Annotated in this window: 16 protein-coding genes; 10 read left to right on the top strand and 6 right to left on the bottom strand. The window is 43.1% G+C overall.

Translation table 11 applies throughout. From position 1 onward, the window contains the following. Positions 1–198 precede the first annotated feature (198 nt). The 3 genes from RXX31_RS22240 to RXX31_RS22250 all read left to right on the top strand — a co-directional run bounded on the left by RXX31_RS22240 (position 199) and on the right by RXX31_RS22250 (position 4,833). The gene (locus RXX31_RS22240; RefSeq protein ID WP_317591849.1) at positions 199–1,740 is read left to right on the top strand and encodes a sodium:solute symporter; all 1,542 of its coding nucleotides are present in this window, start codon (positions 199–201) and stop codon (positions 1,738–1,740) included. A gap of 11 nt (positions 1,741–1,751) precedes the next feature. Next, entirely contained in the window at positions 1,752–3,122 is a 1,371-nt protein-coding gene (locus RXX31_RS22245) for an L-serine ammonia-lyase (RefSeq protein WP_317591850.1), read from the top strand. Between the two features lie 691 nt (positions 3,123–3,813). Then, positions 3,814–4,833, top strand: a complete 1,020-nt coding sequence (locus tag RXX31_RS22250; protein ID WP_317591851.1) for an ester cyclase — start codon at positions 3,814–3,816, stop codon at positions 4,831–4,833. A 390-nt stretch (positions 4,834–5,223) separates the two neighbouring features. Here RXX31_RS22250 and RXX31_RS22255 read toward each other — a convergent pair whose 3' ends face one another. The 4 genes from RXX31_RS22255 to hisD are packed head-to-tail and all read right to left on the bottom strand — an operon-like array spanning position 5,224 to position 9,030. Next, positions 5,224–5,940, bottom strand: a complete 717-nt coding sequence (locus RXX31_RS22255; protein WP_317591852.1) for an alpha/beta hydrolase — start codon at positions 5,938–5,940, stop codon at positions 5,224–5,226. A 10-nt stretch (positions 5,941–5,950) separates the two neighbouring features. Beyond that, entirely contained in the window at positions 5,951–6,946 is a 996-nt protein-coding gene (locus RXX31_RS22260) for a cupin domain-containing protein (protein ID WP_317591853.1), read from the bottom strand. Positions 6,947–7,001: 55 nt separating this feature from the next. After that, the gene (locus tag RXX31_RS22265; RefSeq protein ID WP_317591854.1) at positions 7,002–7,736 is read right to left on the bottom strand and encodes an SDR family oxidoreductase; all 735 of its coding nucleotides are present in this window, start codon (positions 7,734–7,736) and stop codon (positions 7,002–7,004) included. A 1-nt stretch (position 7,737) separates the two neighbouring features. Then, positions 7,738–9,030, bottom strand: a complete 1,293-nt coding sequence (hisD, locus tag RXX31_RS22270; RefSeq protein ID WP_317591855.1) for a histidinol dehydrogenase — start codon at positions 9,028–9,030, stop codon at positions 7,738–7,740. 285 nt (positions 9,031–9,315) lie between these two features. Between hisD and RXX31_RS22275 the strand changes: the two genes are divergently transcribed. From RXX31_RS22275 to RXX31_RS22295, 5 genes are all read left to right on the top strand, one after another. Continuing rightward, the gene (locus RXX31_RS22275; protein WP_317591856.1) at positions 9,316–10,065 is read left to right on the top strand and encodes an HpcH/HpaI aldolase family protein; all 750 of its coding nucleotides are present in this window, start codon (positions 9,316–9,318) and stop codon (positions 10,063–10,065) included. Positions 10,066–10,213: 148 nt separating this feature from the next. Further along, on the top strand, positions 10,214–11,173 hold the full coding sequence (locus tag RXX31_RS22280; RefSeq protein ID WP_317591857.1) for a LacI family DNA-binding transcriptional regulator: 960 nt from the start codon (positions 10,214–10,216) through the stop codon (positions 11,171–11,173). A 566-nt stretch (positions 11,174–11,739) separates the two neighbouring features. Then, on the top strand, positions 11,740–12,714 hold the full coding sequence (locus RXX31_RS22285; protein WP_317591858.1) for a nuclear transport factor 2 family protein: 975 nt from the start codon (positions 11,740–11,742) through the stop codon (positions 12,712–12,714). A 17-nt stretch (positions 12,715–12,731) separates the two neighbouring features. Further along, positions 12,732–13,727 carry an ester cyclase gene (locus RXX31_RS22290; protein WP_317591859.1) on the top strand — a complete coding sequence of 332 codons (996 nt, stop codon included), beginning with the start codon at positions 12,732–12,734 and terminating at the stop codon, positions 13,725–13,727. Continuing rightward, on the top strand, positions 13,720–15,453 hold the full coding sequence (locus RXX31_RS22295; protein ID WP_317591860.1) for a sodium:solute symporter family transporter: 1,734 nt from the start codon (positions 13,720–13,722) through the stop codon (positions 15,451–15,453). The genes RXX31_RS22290 and RXX31_RS22295 overlap by 8 nt, the downstream gene beginning before the upstream one ends. Before the next feature lie 647 nt (positions 15,454–16,100). On the opposite strand, the gene RXX31_RS22300 is transcribed toward RXX31_RS22295, so the two are convergent. Then, positions 16,101–16,343 (bottom strand): EamA family transporter, encoded by a 243-nt coding sequence (locus RXX31_RS22300; RefSeq protein WP_317591861.1) that lies wholly within the window; start codon positions 16,341–16,343, stop codon positions 16,101–16,103. Positions 16,344–16,365: 22 nt separating this feature from the next. Further along, positions 16,366–17,004 (bottom strand): DMT family transporter, encoded by a 639-nt coding sequence (locus RXX31_RS22305; protein ID WP_317591862.1) that lies wholly within the window; start codon positions 17,002–17,004, stop codon positions 16,366–16,368. A 327-nt stretch (positions 17,005–17,331) separates the two neighbouring features. On the opposite strand from RXX31_RS22305, the gene RXX31_RS22310 reads away from it, so the two are divergent. Both RXX31_RS22310 and RXX31_RS22315 read left to right on the top strand, forming a co-directional pair. Next, positions 17,332–17,916, top strand: a complete 585-nt coding sequence (locus tag RXX31_RS22310) for an NAD(P)H-dependent oxidoreductase (protein WP_317591863.1) — start codon at positions 17,332–17,334, stop codon at positions 17,914–17,916. A gap of 10 nt (positions 17,917–17,926) precedes the next feature. Continuing rightward, positions 17,927–18,493, top strand: a complete 567-nt coding sequence (locus tag RXX31_RS22315; RefSeq protein WP_317591864.1) for a carboxymuconolactone decarboxylase family protein — start codon at positions 17,927–17,929, stop codon at positions 18,491–18,493. The last annotated feature ends 34 nt before the right edge of the window (positions 18,494–18,527 follow it).

Here is an 18,527-nt window from a genome sequence, read left to right on the forward strand (position 1 = left end):
AAGTCAAATAAAAAAATGAATACGCACCCATTTGTTGATTTTTAGTGACATAGATCTCGTAAAATAGACTGCCTTGATAAATTTCAGACCATGTAAGTGATAAACATCACAGTTATCACGCGGTGATATCATAAAAAGTCTATTTTAAAGTAGTATCCCAGGATAATAACTAATCAACCAAAGCAGGAAAACCTCAAAATGGTTACGTACTCAAGCCTTGCGGTAATTATGTTATACATAGTAACTACCCTATTAATCAGCTACTTAGTAAATAAGCGTTACAGTATAGGTGGCGACTTTTCTACGGGGGGTAAGCAATTTGGCTGGTTTACTGCCGGGGTATCAATACTCGCGACTTACATTAGTGCAATGACTTTCGTAGGGATGCCTGGATGGGTTTACAGCTCTGGCATGGAAGCGATGAGTATTCACTTAAATTATCCTATCGTGATCTTTTTTACCGTTATTTTCTTTGTACCCGTTTTCTACAGATTGAAGTTAACCTCCATCTATGAGTACCTTGAGCACCGCTTTGGCGTTATCGCAAGAACCATCAATTCGACGGTGTTTCTTGTAGTCCAATGCATTTCAGCAGGCGTAATTCTATATGCTGTCGCACTGATTATCGTTCAGGTGCTGCCGATCAGTATTACAGAAGCGATTATCTACATTAGTATTTTTACCGCTTGCTATACCTATTCAGGTGGTATCTCAACGGTGATTTGGACCGATATGTTGCAATCAGCGGTTTTAGTAGCCGCCAGTATTGCGATTTTTGCTACTTTGCTGACAGGGATAAATGCTACAAGTCACCTATCGCAAGAGCATTTAAATATTATTAATTTCAACTTTGATTTGGGCGTCGATACTACCTTTTGGGCAGGGATTGTAGCGGTTAGTTTTCTTCACTTAAGTGTATATGGTACCAATCAATTGATTATCCAACGTACGCTGGCAACAAAATGTGAAAAGACGGCACAGAAGTCGATGTTGCTTTGTGGGTACGGCGCTTTTTTCATCTATCTGTTCTTTGCAGTCCTTGGGGTTTTACTCAGCATTTTCTATCAGGATCAATCGATTGAAAATAGTAACGAAGTGATTTTGGATTTCGTATTCAATCATACCAATCCACTTGTCGTTGGGTTGGTCATCTCTGGTTTGAGCGCTGCCGCGATGTCAACCCTTGATTCAACTTATAACTCCATGGCGACGGTAGCAACGTTCGATATCTACAAACGTTTTATCCGCAAAGGAGCTAATGATGAACACTATGAAAAAGTAGCGAGGAAATTCAGCCTACTTGCCGCAGGGATAGTTGTTGTGCCAGCACTACTTGCGGTCTCAAATGAGTCTGTCCTCAAAACCATTGCCAGCTTGACCTCTATCTTTGTCGGAATTCGTTTGGGGTCATTCGTACTTGGATTGTTCTCGAGCAAAGCAAATGAGAAGGGTGTAATTATTGGTAGCCTCATGAGTATCATTGTGGTGTTTTCTGCAAGATACTTTGATATAGCGTGGCCTTGGTTTGCACCTATCGGTACATTTGTTTTCCTTTTGTTTGGTGTGTTGGTAAGTCTTCGTTGGGGCTCCGTCACCACCGAGCAACAAACCTTTATTAATCATCAAAAACATCTTTTTGCAAAGCCAACCACAAGCCATTATGGATTGCTGGTGTTTGCGGTAGCGACCATCATTGTTTGTATGGTCCTCCCCGACTGGCTCTATGCTGCATTGTCATAGCGAGTAAATTTATGCTGTCCATCTTTGATATATACAAAATTGGTGTAGGTCCTTCCAGCTCTCATACTAATGGTCCTATGATCGCGGGTTACCACTTTACACGTTTGATAGAATCAAACTTGGCAAAAGTGAAGCGTATTCAAGTTGATTTGTACGGATCACTTTCGTTAACAGGGATTGGCCACCATACAGACCGGGCCACCATATTAGGGCTGTTGGGTAACAAACCTAACACTATTAATATTGCGTCTGCCAACAGCGCGATGCGCAAGGCGATTGACGAAGGGATGTTATCTGTCGGTGGTCGCCATGACATCGAATTCAACTATAAAACCGATATGCTGTTTCATGAGGAGAATCTTCCTCTACACGAAAATGGCATGACGATTACCGCATTCGATGAGCTAGGTAATCATGTTAGTTTTGAAACGTACTATTCAATTGGTGGTGGTTTTATTGTGACTGCCGACGAGTTGAATAATGGCAGCACAACCACATCTGTGAAAGTTGAGTTTCCATTCTCAACGGCTGATGAAATGCTAGCACAAGCTGACAAATATGGCATGAGCCTAGGTGGCATGATTCTGAAAAATGAACAAGCGTTTCAGGATATAGAGGCCATCAATCGTCGCGCCGATCAGATATGGGATGTAATGACAGGTTGTATGGAACGTGGCTTTGAGACAGAAGGCATTTTGGAGGGCGGTTTGAATGTTACCCGCCGAGCTCCAAACTTATTGAAAAAGCTCGAAGCGAACGCTGCCATAGAAAACGATCCTATGGAAATCATGGATTGGATAAACCTCTTCGCCTTTGCGGTCAGTGAAGAAAATGCAGCAGGAGGACAAGTTGTAACATCTCCAACTAATGGTGCGGCAGGCGTGATCCCAGCAGTATTGATGTACTATCACCGCTTTATCAACAAGCTTGATACTAAACAATTAATCGATTTCCTGGCCGTCTCTGGCGCAATTGGCATTTTGTACAAAACAAATGCCTCGATATCTGGTGCAGAAGTAGGTTGTCAGGGCGAAGTCGGAGTGTCTTCTTCAATGGCAGCAGCAGGCTTGACGGCGCTTCGCGGTGGCAGTAATGAGCAAATCTGTATTGCCGCTGAAATCGCAATGGAGCATTCACTAGGCATGACCTGTGATCCTATTGGTGGCTTGGTGCAAGTTCCTTGCATTGAACGTAATGCGATGGGAGCGATGAAGGCGATCAACGCCTCACGTATGGCGCTCAAGCGTAATAGTAAATGCTTGATCTCGTTGGATAAGGTTATCGCAACTATGTACCAAACCGGTAAAGATATGAATAAGAAATACCGTGAAACATCACTGGGTGGATTAGCTTTGATTCACCTTGCACCACCATGTGAATAAGAGTCTTCTAGTCGGTGCTAGCCTAAATTTTGCTAGCACTCATTCTCACTATGTCTGGTTAACCTAAATCAAGTAAACTTTAATTCTAAATGTCTACTTCATCAATCAATATATATTCTAATCTTATTCCCCAAGGTCCAAATTCTGAATGAGCGACTCATAATGTACTCCTACTTCTTGGAAGGTTGATCTAATAGCGCATAGAGTCAGTTCTTCCCCTATCTTTCCCACGTTCTTGAATAATATCGGTTCGGTAAATAGTCCTTACCATCTAGGCTTGATCATTGAAAAGCAGGCTAAATAATGAAATAGCCTACCGATAAAGCAAAGACTTCATGTGAGATTTGATTAGCACTATGTAGTCAATTTATGAGACATACCTCCTAAATCTAACTCAGATAACACTTGAACTTAGTTATAGACACACTAAATAAAATACCCCAATTGAATACGAATGCAATTGTTAATAAACACACGTTCAAGTTAACAAAAACAATACAAACCTCTATCTTTTACCCGATTCAGTGGAAATAATACAGTAACAAAAACGCCAACCTAAAACACAAATTAAACATAAAAACCTATTATAAACAAAGACATTATTATTCACAGTGCATTTAATTATAAAAACTTTATAAGATATAAGACAATCAATGTCTTATAGAAAACAATAACTTCCATGGAGCATAAAATGACGACGTATGCAGAAAGAAAAAAATTGATCAATACACTTAACCAAGCTCTATATGATCATAAACCTGAGCGGTTTGTTCACTTGTTAAACGAAACTATCTCAAATGATGCGCAGATCAATATGTGCTTCCCATTTGAAACCCTGCATGGTCCTGAAGAGTACTACAGCAAAGCATTCGCTCCGCTTATTCAAGCGATTCCAGATCTAGAAAAGCGTGCTTATATCTTGATAGCAAATGAGGTAAATGGGGCTGAATGGGTCGGCACTGGAGGTTACTATACTGGAACATTTGAGCAACCTTGGTTGGGTATTCCACCGACTGGTAAGCAAGTTTCCATGCGTTTTCACGAATTTTACCGCATAGAAGACAACAAAATTGTCGAGATACAAGCACTTTGGGACATTCCTGAATTAATGATTCAGGCAGACTCTTGGCCTCTTTCTCCTAGTCTGGGTCGCGAATGGCATGTACCACCGCCAGCCACGCATGATGGCATTATCCTTGGAGAAAGAGACCAGCAGTTGACTCAAGAAACCTATGATGTGGTCAACAACATGCTGCATGGATTGCTGAAGCACGCTGAAGGTGGTGAAAAAGCAATGGGACTTGAGTCACATTGGCATCCTCGTTGCAGTTGGTACGGCCCTTCAACCATAGGAACCGCCAGAGGTATCCAGGGCTTTAGAAAGCATCACCAAATACCGTTCCTAAATGCAATGCCCGACAGAACAACAATTTGGGAAAATGGCGTACTATTTGCTGAAAACAATTACGTTGCATTTACCGCTTGGCCTGGAATGCGCATGAAGCTTTCTGGTGACGGTTGGTTAGGTATCGCGCCGAGTGGAAAAGAAATCACAATGCGAAGTCTCGATTTTTGGCGATGTGAAGGTTCACTTATCCGTGAAAACTGGGTACTGGTTGATATCCTTGATGCCTACAACCAATTGGGGGTTGATGTGTTTGCTCGTATGCGTGAATTGAATCAATCCCGTTTCCCAAATTTATACTCTTAAGAAGTTAATATAATGTATTAAAGGCCATAGACACTGAATAAGTTATCGCTGTGTCTATGGTACATTAGGTCTGTTAGAAACGAACACTTCATTATCTAAGTCAAACATCAACCATCAGTGGTGTTGCCATCACGGCTTAGTCACGATTGCAGGTCTTGATTTTATTTTTCAATTTTCTCTAAGATGAATCATTAGGTGCTTAACGTTAATTTAAGCCTTCCTATATTGTTATATATCATGCTCCTAATTCTAGGTTGTATGTTAGCCATTTAAAGTTTAGAAGAAACGTCAATCACCAATTCCAACTGGCCTCATTTAACCTTAAATACTGAGTGCGCTAATCGTAATTATTAAAAAGGAGCCTTTAGTGCGACTCCTTTACGTTCTAAATCACTGACAGTGATGAATTGAAAGCCAGTCTGATATATGAACGCCAACTCGCTTTGGATGCTCCATTGAAGATAGATGACCACACTCGGGTATGACATGGAGTGTCACGTCTGGAATATGCTCCGCCATAAGCAGATGATTTTCTATAGGGCACAGTAAGTCTTGCTTGCCCGTGATCACCAAAGTTGGCACAGTAATCTCCGACAACAGTGGTCTAGAGTCTGGACGAGTCGCCAATGCATTAGCGTGCGCCTTAAATGCCTCAATACCAACGTTAAACGCCATCCGTTCAATTCGTTCAGTTAACTCCTGTTGTGCGAGACGAGTTGGATGTATCAAAACTGGCATTAATACTTCTGGGGTAATTTGGTCAAACGCTCCTTCAACAGCACGTTTAACCAAAGCATCTCGCTTATCCGTTACCGCTTGTTTTTCATCTGCCGCATTTGTGTCCATCAAAATCAAACCTTTCACTCGCTCTGGCGCTTGCCGATAAACTTCGAAAGCGAGTATTCCTCCCATTGATAGTCCACCCAACACAAACTCACTCGGCGCTTTTTGCAACATATTCTGGGCTAATTCTGACATGGTAGGTAGTGACGCTAGTTCAATAGTAGAAGGAGCTACCCAATCGGGCAGCTCCTTATTTACCTCTTCAAACAGCGCATCATCACACAACAACCCGGGTAGCCAGATTAATGGTAAAGCTTGCGTCATGTTACACCCCTTATAACTTCTTAGGCTGATCCGAACCGAGGATACTGTATGTCAAACTGTTCCCACGCAGGTTTCTCAGTGAATAAGATGTTCCTTTTGGTACATTCAGTACATCACCTCGTGTTAAAACCACTCTCGCTTGCTCACTTTCATGAGTCAGCTCGACTTCGGTGTCGCCATCAAAGTTGATCAACACTTGCTTTTCATCACGGTGATGCTGAGGAATAGAGCCACCCTCACACAATTCATAAGCCATGATGCTCACTTTATCTTCACTTTTCACTTGGAAGTCGTAATCTGCTAACGGGTGTCCTGTCAAAGCGTATTGCTTAACATTTTTAGAACCAAATTCGCTTGTGATCTCACGATAGTCTTTACGCAGCGCGACGAACGGCATCATTTCTTCAGCCGTGTAAGTATCAAATGTCGCCAACTCTTCGTTAGTTAGCAGTGGCATTAACTCGGAATCTGCTGGAACAGCATCACCATCAATCGTATCTACTAGTGTGCCATCGGCTTTAAGATATAAACCGTAACCTTGACTGTCCTTGATAACATTCGGGTGCCAAATTACGCCGCCGCCCGAATCATCACCACCTAATACCGAGAACATAAAACCGTAATCACGTCCGACGACTTCAAAACCTCGGAATAAATTGGTTGGAATAGAAATGACATCACCATGAGAAAGCACTGCTTCGAACTCACCATCGTTGCCCCAGTAAAAGCGGAATTGACCTCTAAAAACGATAAACAATTCAGCAGTACGATGAGAATGCAGTGAATTTTTGATACCCGGAGGTTGACCCGCCGCACCGATATTAAAACCTGCGGTTTCACGGATGTGTACGTGCTGGCGGCTACTTTCAGCCACACCGGCACCAATAATACAGAAGTTATCTTTCAGATCGCTTCCCGGAGTTCGGGCATCAATAAACGCGCTTGTTCCTGGGATCAGCTCCATATAACGAACTAGGTTTTCATTTACTCTTTGTTGTAGAGACATCGTATTTATCCTTTAAATCTTTCTAAACTGCCTAGCCAAAGGCTCTCCTAGCTTTTTATAAGCTCAGTGGGCGTCCACCATCGACTGCAATGGTATTGCCAGTTGAAAAGGTAAGTACATCGGCAGCAGCGTAAACCGCATTGGCGACTTCTTCATCATTGGCTAAACGTTTAAGTGGTGTTGATTGTTCTTGTTGGTTACGCCAATCATCATCCAAACCTTTCACAAACTCAGTATCTACCAGCCCTGGAGCGACCGCCAAAACACGAATATCTGGTGACAATGCACGAGCAAGCGAGCGGGTCATGTTCTCTGCGGCCGACTTACTAGCGCAGTAGGCGACATTACTGCCCATTGCGGTTTGGGCCGCAATGGAAGTAATATTCACAACGCAGCCTTTGGCTAGGCGCAGAGGTCTTTCAAACGCTCGGACCATAGCGAAAGGCGCTCGAACATTCACTTGGAAGATTTTATCAAACAGTGCGTCATCCAAGCCGTTTAGGTCTGAGTGAGCAACGAACTTTGTCATACCTGCGCAGTTGACCAACAAATCGAGCTTATTGCTGATTTCGCTGATTTGATTGGCAAATGAAGTAATCGCTTGAGAGTTCTCAACATTAAGTTGGTAAGCACAATGGCCTCCCCCTTCCAGTTGACTGAGCACTTGCTCCGCGGCATCTGCATTGCTGTTGTAGGTAAGCACAACTTGATAGCCACTTTCTGCAAGTTTTTTACAGATGGCGGCCCCTAAGCCGCCACTGCCGCCCGTAACTAAGGCGAGTTTTGTCATATTATGCCTCTTCTACTTTACCTTTGTATCGACGAACTCGAATGTCCGCTTGCTCTTTGTGGCCAGCAAAACCTTCAAGTGCACAGAGACGTGAGCAATACTCACCTACTTTCAACGATGCAGCCTCTGTAATGCGCTGATAAGTACAGGTTTTAATGAATTTACCAACCCATAAGCCACCTGTGTAACGCGCCGCTTTTTTAGTCGGTAGAGTGTGGTTAGTACCGATACACTTATCACCGTATGAAACGTTGGTTTCGCGACCCAGGAATAGCGCACCGTAATTGGTCATATTCTCTAGGAAGTAGTTAGGATCTTGTGTCATCACCTGAACATGCTCAGAAGCGATATCATCCGCCACTTCGACCATTTCTTCATAAGAGTCACACACAATCACTTGACCATAATCTGCCCAAGCTTTGCCTGCTACCTCCGCAGTTGGAAGAATCGTAAGCTGACGCTCTACTTCTTTAATAGTTTCATGCGCGAACTGCTCACTATTGGTTAGTAGCACGGCTGGAGAGTTGTAGCCATGCTCTGCCTGACCTAGCAAGTCTGCTGCCGCAAGTTCTGGATCGCACCCTTTTTCGTCTGCAATCACCAGTGTCTCTGTAGGTCCTGCAAACAAATCAATACCAACACGACCAAATAGCTGGCGTTTCGCTTCGGCAACAAAGGCGTTACCTGGACCAACAATCATATCGACGGGTGCAATGGTTTCTGTCCCTAGCGCCATTGCGCCAACCGCTTGAACACCACCAAAACAGTAGATTTCATCGGCTCCTGCTAGCGCCATTGCAGCCACAATAGCAACGTTAGGTTGACCATTAAATGGTGGTGCACAAGCAATAACACGCTTCACTCCAGCCACTTTCGCCGTCAGAACACTCATATGTGCAGAAGCCACCAGTGGGTACTTTCCGCCAGGAATGTAACAACCAACGCTGTTAACCGGAATATTTTTGTGACCCAGAATCACACCAGGCATGGTTTCAACTTCGACATCTTTCATTGAGTCACGCTGGATTTGCGCGAAGTTACGTACTTGTGTTTGAGCAAATTCAATATCGTGGCGAGTTGATTCGTCCAATGCATCGACACAAGCTTGAATTTGTTCATCGGTAAGACGGAATTGATCTGGAGACCAGTTATCAAATTTTTCTGATAGTTCGCGAACAGCCTGATCACCTTTCGATTCAATACTCCCTAAAATATCCTCTACGATTTGACGTACTTTTGCATCATTCGATGCCGATAATTCTTCTGTAATTCCGTTTTTGATAAAGCGTGCCATGTGTGCTTCTCCTAGATAGTTTGATACTGATTTTGTTTTTCATACTTTTGGATACGAATGCAAAATCAGACTAAACACTATTTTAACATTTGACAAGTCATATCAACACAATGAGAATGGCAACCTAAACCACTGTTATAAATAAATAAAAATGATAATAAACGAAAAATGCCATCGTTTTTATTTCACTTTTTAATCAAAAATGAGTTTTAGATCACATCAGTTTTACTCTTATTTTACATTTTGACGTGTTAGCTTTTGCATACCTTTGCAATGGAGCTACATATGACTACTTTCAAACAATCTCTGAATAAAGAATTTCTATTAGGTACATTTGTTAAAACGCCTCACCCGCACATTATTGAGGTACTCGCTCTGGCAGACTTATCATTTATCGTGTTGGATGCAGAACATGCGCCTTTCGATAGATCGTCGTTAGATACCTGCATCATGGCGGCAAGAGCAGATGAATTGGCTTGTATTGTCAGAGTTCAAGACAACGCACCTTCGACCATTCTGAATGCGTTAGATTGTGGAGCCACGGGGGTACAGATCCCTCATGTTTGTACTGCAGAACAAGCCGAGCAACTCGCCAGGGTTTGCCATTATGGTGAGGGTGGTCGTGGCTACGCAGGATCAAGCCGCGCGGCAAAGTACGCGACTAAACCAATGGCACTGCACTTAAAAGACAGCAGTGCTAACACGGTCGTCATCGCACAAATAGAAGACCCTCAAGGCGTTGATAATGTTGAAGAGATTGCCTCCGTAGACGGCATTGACGCGCTGTTTATAGGTCAAGTCGATCTTACTGTTGCCTACGGTGCGAAAAGTGTCAACGAGGACATAGTCCGTGACGCGAGTATCAAGGTGATTCGAGCTGCAAAACTCGCCAATAAGCCCGTTGGGATGTTTCTATCGACAGCAGAGCAAATAAAGGACTGGAAAGAGTTAGGGGTGAATTTTTTCTGCGTAGGTTCTGAGCATAAAATGATCATTGATGGTTTCAAACATGAAAGAAATGTGATGAATTCTTAAGTTTTCCCCGATATTTAAATCATATTAATGATCTGGGCTAGACACGTAAATCGTCTAGCCCATAAACTCCTCTTGCATAAGGTTCTCATACCGATTTTTAAGGAGTATCACTATTAAAGCGAAAGTCACTTCGATTGACGTAGCAAAAATGCTTGGCGTCTCTCAATCGACAGTATCAAGAGCGTTTAGTCCTACAGCAAGCATCAGTGAAAAGAAACGCAAGATGGTTATGGATGCTGCAGCTAAGCTAGGTTATACACCTAACGCTATTGCTCGCAGTTTGATTTCTAATCGCTCGGGGCTGATTGCTATTGCTCTGGATAGTGAACCCAACCCAATGTATGACATGCAATCGCGAGCGTTAGCCATGGAGATTCAGCGTCGTGGCGGCCAAGTCGTACTTTGCCCAATCGATAAAGGGGATTTGGATCTCGCTATATCAAGAGCAATCGAGTATCAGGTCGATGGTTTGATCATCGCCACCAGTCGCCTCACTTCGAGAGCCTTCGCTCAATGCGAAAAATTTGGCGTTCATTTAAGCCTAATTAACCGATATGCCGAAGGAACCAATGCCAATAGTGCGGGCATCGACAACCGACTGGCTGGCATTCAAGCCGCACAATACCTATTTGACAAAGGCGTCAAGCAATGTGCCTATGTTAGTGGGGATGCTGGTACAATGACTAGTGAAGAGCGGTGGCTAGGTTTTTCTTCACAGCTTCAAGCACTAGGAGCCGCTTCACCAATCTTCATTCAAGCGAAATACAGCTTTGAGGCAGGCTTAGAAGCAGCAAAACTAATCTTAGGTCACTCCACCAAAGCGGAAGCCATTTTTTGTGCCAACGATATCCTCGCTATGGGAGTAATGGATGGCTTGCGCCAGGCTGGAGCGAAAATCCCACAAGATTACGCAATAATTGGTGTCGATAATATTCCGATGTCAGCATGGCCAAGTTATAGCTTAACTACCATTGCTCAGCCCGTGGATAAAATCGTTCAACGCGCAGTAGAAGATCTGATGAATCGTATCAACGGCAATAGAGACGCGACAGGCGAATATCTTCTGGAGCAAGGCACCTTGATTGAGCGCAGCAGTACTTCGTTGTAGATTGTAGTCCTATTCAAACTCAAAGATGAAAGTGCCCCTTAATCAAATAGGGCATTTTCTGTTTCAGCCACCCTAATCTTTAAGTAGCATTTAGCTTCATAGCCCTACAGTTACGCTCAAACCTGCCTGTGGCTATCCACACCCTTTGTCCTAAATGTATCTCATACCGTAACAGTAGCAACTAGGTAACGCTTTGCTAATGGCTTTCATTATTCTAACAGCTCCACACATCAAATCACCAAAACGCATTCGTATGCAAATTAGTGGTAATACTCATTACATCTGATACGTTCTTCGTTATTTTACCGAGCAAATATCCTTCATAACAAAAGTTAACCTTAACTAGTGCTGATGCCTTCCAATAGACGATTATTCCTGACATTTAATCGGCTCACATATACTTCCTATCTAGGTTTATTAATCGAAAAATTGTTAAAAACCTGATCCGTACCACGATCTTTGCACACAGCTAGAACAATTCATTGACATAATCGCAACAAAACACGACTTTGGATACGTAATCAAAAATAATTCAACACAACACCATTTTACACAGGAGGTGATTTATGGCCATGGTTGGCTTTGATGATAAGTGGCAAGACTTTCCCGATTACATTTTAGGAATTACCAAAGAAATTTGGGAAGATAGAGGGCTGCATACACTACACCACTATTATGCCCCTGACATTATTGTCCGTACACCACTTTCCATTGTAGAGGGGAACAAAAACGTCATCAGCGCAACGATGGGAACACTAGCTGAGTTCCCTAACCGCACATTACTAGGTGAAGATGTAATTTGGTCGGGCACTCCAGAGCAAGGTATGCTCTCGTCACACCGAATTATCTCAACCGCAACCCATGCTAGAGATGGCGTTTTTGGTAAGGCTACCAACAAAGAGCTTAAATTTCGTATCATCGCAGATTGCCATGCTATCAATAATCAAATCAACGACGAATGGATGATCCGCGACGTTGCAGCCATTGCCAACCAGTTGGGTATGACATCAGAACAGTTTGCTCGTAAACAAATTGAAGCAGAAGGTGGAATCGAGCTAAGCCCATTCCCTTTCACTCCTAAAGTGGACATTCAAGGCCCGTACCACGGTGTTGGCAATGACAATGAATATGGCTACCGCTATGAAGATATTCTTCGCAGCATCATGAACGCGGAATTCTCTGTGATTCCAACCGAGTATGATAGAGCGTGTGTTGGCGAATATACTGGCGGTCAAACGGCACTGTCTCACCATCAAATTGATCAGTTCTGGATGTCTCTACGCTCCTCATTTCCTAATGCTGAATTTAAAGTTCATCACCGTGTAGGCCGCAATGACGAGATGATGTCACCACGTGCGGCTATTCGCTGGTCGTTACAAGGTAAACATGAAGGTTACGGCATGTTTGGAAAACCAACTGGAAAAGAGGTTTACATCATGGGTATCAGCCACGCAGAGTTCGGCCCATGGGGGCTACGTAGAGAGTTCACCCTACTAGATGAAAGCGCTATCTGGAAACAGATTTTGTTGCAACTTGGTTAAACTAGTAAGGAAGCAGCATGTCTCTCAACTTAATAGAAAATTTTTATAAACGTTACTTTTGTGCTAACTCAGAACTACGCACTAGAATCGCGCATGAAATGCTAAATACTGATGTGAAGTGGTGTGTCGCCCACCCGATTAATGATGTCGCTGGTATACCTGCGACAGAACAAACATTCCTCGAACCACTTGTGGATTCTATGCCTGACATAGAGCGTCGTCCATCAATCATTATACATGGCGAATATCAAGGCCGTTCTTGGATTAACTCAACCGGTTACTTTGTTGGTACGTTTTCAAAGCCACTGTTTGGCATCCCTTCGACAGGGAAAACGCTTTATTTACGTTACACTGAAATGGTGTGCGTAGAAGATAATCAAATCACCGAATCCTATATGATTCCGGATTTTATCGACGTAATGAACCAAGTAGGTGTCAACCCGTTAAGAAAAAGCCTTGGCCATGATGGATTAGTTCCAACGCCAGCGACTCAAGACGGATTACTTCTCGCACAAACTTCAGAGGAAGAAAGCAATAAAAGCCAACAGCTGGTACTGGATATGCTGGATTGTTTGGGCAGCTTTGATGGAAAAAACCTTTGTTCGATGGATTTGGAAAATTACTGGCATCCGGACTTCATGTGGTATGGTCCCGCAGGAATTGGCACCACGCGAGGTATCCAAGGATTTCGTGACCACCATCAAGGACCATTTGTCTTTGCTTTCCCAGACAGAATTGTAGACAGTAAGCTAAATATTTTAGCTAAAAATGACTACGTATCCACTGGTGGTTGGCCACATATGCATGGAACACACTCAGGAAACAGTGGTTGGTTAGGGCTTGCACCTACAGGTAAGCAGATTGAACTTCGCGTAATCGATATCTGGCGACGCGAAGGAGAATTACTCAAAGAGAATTGGGTAGCAATCGATATCGCGCATATTTTACTACAGCTCGATTACGATTTATTTGGTCAGATTAAGGAACAATTAAAAGGACTTAACTATGTATGAGTTTGGAGCATTAAACTGGACAATTTTAGGGACTTATATTGTCCTAACTCTTGTCATGGGCGCGTTAATCGGTAGACGAGTCACCTCTGCTAATCAATTTGCCCTAGGCGATAAAAGCATCCCTTGGTGGGCAATCGGCATTTCCGTTGTGTGTACCTATGTCAGCGCGATGTCTTTCTTAGGTGGACCGGCTTGGTCGTACAAAGAAGGTCTTTCCGTTATTGCAATACACCTAAACTATCCGCTGGTTATCTTCTTTATCGTCGCAGTGTTTATGCCATTTTTCTATAACAATGGCTTAACCTCGATTTACGAGTACCAGGAGCGACGGTTCGGCAAAGCTTCTCGTATTACTCTATCGTTTATCTTCTTGATTAAACAGGCTGTAAGTTCGGCTGCGGTATTGTATGCCACAGCGCTAATATTAGAGTTCATTACTGGTATAGATGTAATGTATTGCATCATGATTGTCACCGCAATCGCTCTAATTTATACCGTAATGGGCGGGATTGCGGCCGTTATCTGGACTGATGTTATTCAAGCCGTGATCTTATTCGTTGGGGCGTTCATTATCATTGAAGCAGTATGGAACGGCATGCCCCAACCAATGACAGAAGTAATGGCTGAACTCAAATCAAAAGGCATGACCGATGCACTTCAAACAAGCTTTGATTTAAGCCAAGTAACGACAGTTTGGGCTGGTGTTATTGCGATGACGATGTTCCATACTACTGTGTATGGCGGCAACCAAATGATGGTGCAACGCTGTATGGCAGCGAAAAGCATGGGAGACGCGAAGAAATCCATGTTAATGATGGGTTATGTCGCATTCTTTATCTACTTTGTATTTATTCTACTCGGTGTGCTGTTTAACGCTTATTACGATGGTAAAGAATTTGAAAACGGCAATACCATCATTTTGCACTACGCCAGTGAATATGGTATGCCAGGGCTAATGGGGATTATTGCAGCAGCTATTCTCGCTGCGAGTATGTCGAGCCTTGACTCTGCATTTAATTCAATGGCAACCGTTTCAGTCGCAGATTTTTATAAACGCTTCTTTAAGCCGAATGAGTCCGAAGAACATTACCTGAAAGCATCGCGCTTCTTCACAGTTATGTGGGCAATCTTAATCATCATTCCGGCATTCATGTTTGCTACCAGCACTGGTTCAGTTTTAGAGGTGCTAAGCAAAGCGAGTTCTTACTTTGTTGGTGCAAGCTTTTGTATGTTTGTTCTTGGCTTCTACTCTAAACATATTACTGAAAAAGGACTTCTGATTGGTGTTGCTGCTAGCTTCCTGGCAATTTGGTATGTTGCTGTTGCCACTGACGTTTCATGGCCTTGGTACTGCGTGATCGGGGTTATCGTAAACGCAGCAGTCGCGTATGTTGCAAGCCTAGTATTAACGGGTAAACAAAGCAAAATGCACCTATACACAATCAAAGGGCAACAAGCTGAATATGCTCGTCTCAACAAACCAATTAAAGAAGATGGTTGGTATGTGGTACCGGGTAAAATTGACGCGCCTTGCTACGGATTACTGGTCATGTTTGTTTTCTCACTGGTTCTGCTTTGGGGAATCAATGAATTTATCGACAACGCTCCGGTGCTGATTAACTTTATCCGAGTTTGTTCTGTGATCGTTGCTGTTAGTGTTGTTGGGTATGCAATCTATTCTTTCAAGCGACCAAACACGTCAAAAAAGACTGAGCAAATAAATTAAGTACTCTCTATAAAATGCGAACCAGAAAAGCTGAGACTACTCAGTCTTTTCTGGTTTAATAGTTAGTATCCAGCTAGTTAGATATAAACCGCGATATACGTACTAAATGAGAGTTTTTTTCAAATCAGTCTACCTACAGTAATTAGTACACTAAGGCTGCTGCTAACTCATTTAAGATAGTTTGATCAGAACCCTAGTCAGTTCTACTTCGAAAAAGCAGCGTAAGACAGTGAAGACACGACAGAATCGCTTGGCGATCACACAAGCGAAAGTGCCTCTGTAACTCGTTTTTGGACATATATGCACGCCCCTGTGATTGCAAGAACTGATTAGGTTCGGCTCGCTGACATATATCCGACGTCTCAATGAGCTTTTACTGCTCGCGCCATAATGCTCATTGCTCCCTCGTAATTAAGTGCTAACACCTTAATTCTGGCTCATCGAAGCCGTTAATGGGGGCGTCCATCACATCATTTCCGAGTTACGACCTTTCGAACATTCTAATTTTTCGGATTACATTTAGTATTGAAACCATGTGGCCAGCCTACATGTAGTTGGCCAAATTCACTCATCCAATACAGATTATATTCCATTATCAAAGTGTCCGGTTTGATTAAAGCAGATCATGTCTACTAGGGGTGAACTAGCTAGTCAGCAGTTCGGAGGAATAGCAGTAACCCACTAAGAGATAAACCCATTCCAGTTAGCACCGTTACAGATATGCTTTCATCAAATAGCAACCACGACTCAATAGCCGTAAACACAGGAACCAGATAGAAATATGTCGCAACTTTTGTTGACTCTCCGTTTTCTATCATAAACATCAAAAGAAGGATCGCGCTGACGGAGACGACAAATACTAACCAGCCAAGTCCCAGTATAAAGCTCATGCTCCAATTGGCTTGCTGTTTCTCAAACACAAGGGGCAGAATCCCCCATAATCAGTGTTAGCGAGACGTATTGAAAGAACACCTGAGTCAGAATATGGCCGTCCCCTTTAAAGCGTTTTTGATAGATGCTACCCATAGTCATGCCTAGCAGACCAACAACTGAAGCGAGAATGGCCGTGATCTGAATGAAAGATCCGTACTCCCTATCTGGGCTGAGTACAAGAAATACACCTATAAAGCCGACTGCCATACTAATCCACTGCATTGTGCTAAATCTCTTTCTGTATAGTGAAGTCAGAATTACAGCAGTAAGAATTGGTTGCATTCCAGTTATCAGCGAAACAAATGCCGCAGGCATACCAAGAGTGATTGCCTTGAAGTAACCGCCAAGGAAAATTGTCTGAATCAACAGCCCGGTTGTTAATTGTTTTATAGCAGTTGTTATTGTTGGCCATTTAGCTTTGGCTAAAAAAGCTAAAGTTGCGAAAGCTACGCAAGACAGCATTCCACGCAGAAACAGCAGATAGAAAGGTTCGCTATAGGCAACCGTATATTTCGCACCGATAAAACCTGTACTCCATAGAAACACAAAAATCCATGGGACCAGGGCTAGTGCCGTCTTTCTGTTGTTGGTTAATTGATTTGTGATTGGTGCTTTCATGTTCGCGGGGGACCGAGTTAGTTCAGAAAAAATCATCGGTACAGTCTTAGGAGGGTGTCTAATATTATTGTGTATTATGGTAGCCACACGACATTAATCAATTAGTATACCTTTGGTACCTTTAAACGCCTCTCCCCTCATATACCCACTTCAATCTAAAAAATAAAAGTCACATAAAACATTGGCTTAATACCATTTCTCTCGACTTTTATGGTGGTTACTAAAAGTTAACTAATTGCACTAGAAATGCAGGTAACCATAATAAACCGCAAGACAGCGAAATCATTATTCGCTCTGTAAACATCCAAATATTGAAGGGTTAATATTATGAGTAAAGTTCTAATCATTAACGCACACGAACCATCTCCATTTTCTGAAGGCAAACTCAATGCGGCTTTAGTTGAGAAAGCTCGCACCCAGTTAGAATCAAAGGATCACGAAGTTCGCGTAGTGACAATGCAAGATGACATCGTAGTTGACGAGCAACTGGCGAATTTTGAATGGGCAGATCGAGTGATCCTACAGTCACCTGTCAACTGGATGACCATCCCATGGTCTTTCAAGAAATACATGGATGAAGTATTCACTGCGGGGATGGGTGGTGCGCTATGTGCCTTCGATGGCAGAACGCCAGAAGAACCAAAGAAAAATTATGGAACAGGCGGCGCTCGTACCAATACTAAATACATGCTTTCTTTCACATTCAATGCGCCAGAAGAGTCATTTAATGATGATCGCGAATACCTATTCCAAGGGCGCAGTGTGGATGACTTGATGTTCCACGTGCACGCAAACTTCCGCTTCTTTGGCATGTCTGCACTGCCAACCTTTGCTTGCTACGACGTTATGAAAAACGCAGACATTGAGAACGACTTTGCTCGCTTTGAAGCGCACCTAGACGCACATTTCTAAGGAGGTAGTCATGAGCACTCAATTTACTTACTACGATGCAGAAACGGCCCCAGAAGAGTCTAAAGAACTTGTAGCTCAGTCAATAAAAGGCTTCGGTATGCTGCCAAACCTGCACGCCGTTCTCGCTGAAGCGCCGGCAACCTACGAAGCATACAATACTGCCTTCGACCTGTTTATGAAAAACACAACGTTCAGTCCATTGGAGCAGCAAGTGGTCTTTATGACCGCAAACTTTGAAAATAACTGTCACTACTGTGTTCCTGGTCATACATGGATGATGAATGCAGGCAAAATGCCAGATGAGGTGATTGAAGCATTACGTGAAGGTACCGCCATCCCTGATGCGAAGCTGCAAGTACTGCATGATTTTACCAAAGCACTGCTTGATAACCGTGGCCATATCGGTGATGAAAAACTGCAAGTATTCCTCGACGCCGGTTTTACCAAACGTCAGGCGCTGGAAGTGCTGACGGGGTTGTCTGCTAAACTTATCTCAAACTTCACTAATGCACTGGCAAATACTGAAACCGATGCGCCATTCCAGAAGTTTGCGTGGACGCATCCTAGCGAGCGTTAAACTCAGTCAAGAACAAGCAAACACAACTTAAAGC

This window comes from Vibrio sp. EA2 (assembly GCF_033042495.1).
Lineage (GTDB): Bacteria > Pseudomonadota > Gammaproteobacteria > Enterobacterales > Vibrionaceae > Vibrio.

Coding starts and splice junctions, on each gene's coding strand:
- RXX31_RS22240 (WP_317591849.1), top strand. CDS start 199: ATGGTTACGTACTCAAGCCTTGCGGTAATTATGTTATACATAGTAACT.
- RXX31_RS22245 (WP_317591850.1), top strand. CDS start 1,752: ATGCTGTCCATCTTTGATATATACAAAATTGGTGTAGGTCCTTCCAGC.
- RXX31_RS22250 (WP_317591851.1), top strand. CDS start 3,814: ATGACGACGTATGCAGAAAGAAAAAAATTGATCAATACACTTAACCAA.
- RXX31_RS22255 (WP_317591852.1), bottom strand. CDS start 5,940: ATGACGCAAGCTTTACCATTAATCTGGCTACCCGGGTTGTTGTGTGAT.
- RXX31_RS22260 (WP_317591853.1), bottom strand. CDS start 6,946: ATGTCTCTACAACAAAGAGTAAATGAAAACCTAGTTCGTTATATGGAG.
- RXX31_RS22265 (WP_317591854.1), bottom strand. CDS start 7,736: ATGACAAAACTCGCCTTAGTTACGGGCGGCAGTGGCGGCTTAGGGGCC.
- hisD (WP_317591855.1), bottom strand. CDS start 9,030: ATGGCACGCTTTATCAAAAACGGAATTACAGAAGAATTATCGGCATCG.
- RXX31_RS22275 (WP_317591856.1), top strand. CDS start 9,316: ATGACTACTTTCAAACAATCTCTGAATAAAGAATTTCTATTAGGTACA.
- RXX31_RS22280 (WP_317591857.1), top strand. CDS start 10,214: ATGCTTGGCGTCTCTCAATCGACAGTATCAAGAGCGTTTAGTCCTACA.
- RXX31_RS22285 (WP_317591858.1), top strand. CDS start 11,740: ATGGCCATGGTTGGCTTTGATGATAAGTGGCAAGACTTTCCCGATTAC.
- RXX31_RS22290 (WP_317591859.1), top strand. CDS start 12,732: ATGTCTCTCAACTTAATAGAAAATTTTTATAAACGTTACTTTTGTGCT.
- RXX31_RS22295 (WP_317591860.1), top strand. CDS start 13,720: ATGTATGAGTTTGGAGCATTAAACTGGACAATTTTAGGGACTTATATT.
- RXX31_RS22300 (WP_317591861.1), bottom strand. CDS start 16,343: ATGAGCTTTATACTGGGACTTGGCTGGTTAGTATTTGTCGTCTCCGTC.
- RXX31_RS22305 (WP_317591862.1), bottom strand. CDS start 17,004: ATGAAAGCACCAATCACAAATCAATTAACCAACAACAGAAAGACGGCA.
- RXX31_RS22310 (WP_317591863.1), top strand. CDS start 17,332: ATGAGTAAAGTTCTAATCATTAACGCACACGAACCATCTCCATTTTCT.
- RXX31_RS22315 (WP_317591864.1), top strand. CDS start 17,927: ATGAGCACTCAATTTACTTACTACGATGCAGAAACGGCCCCAGAAGAG.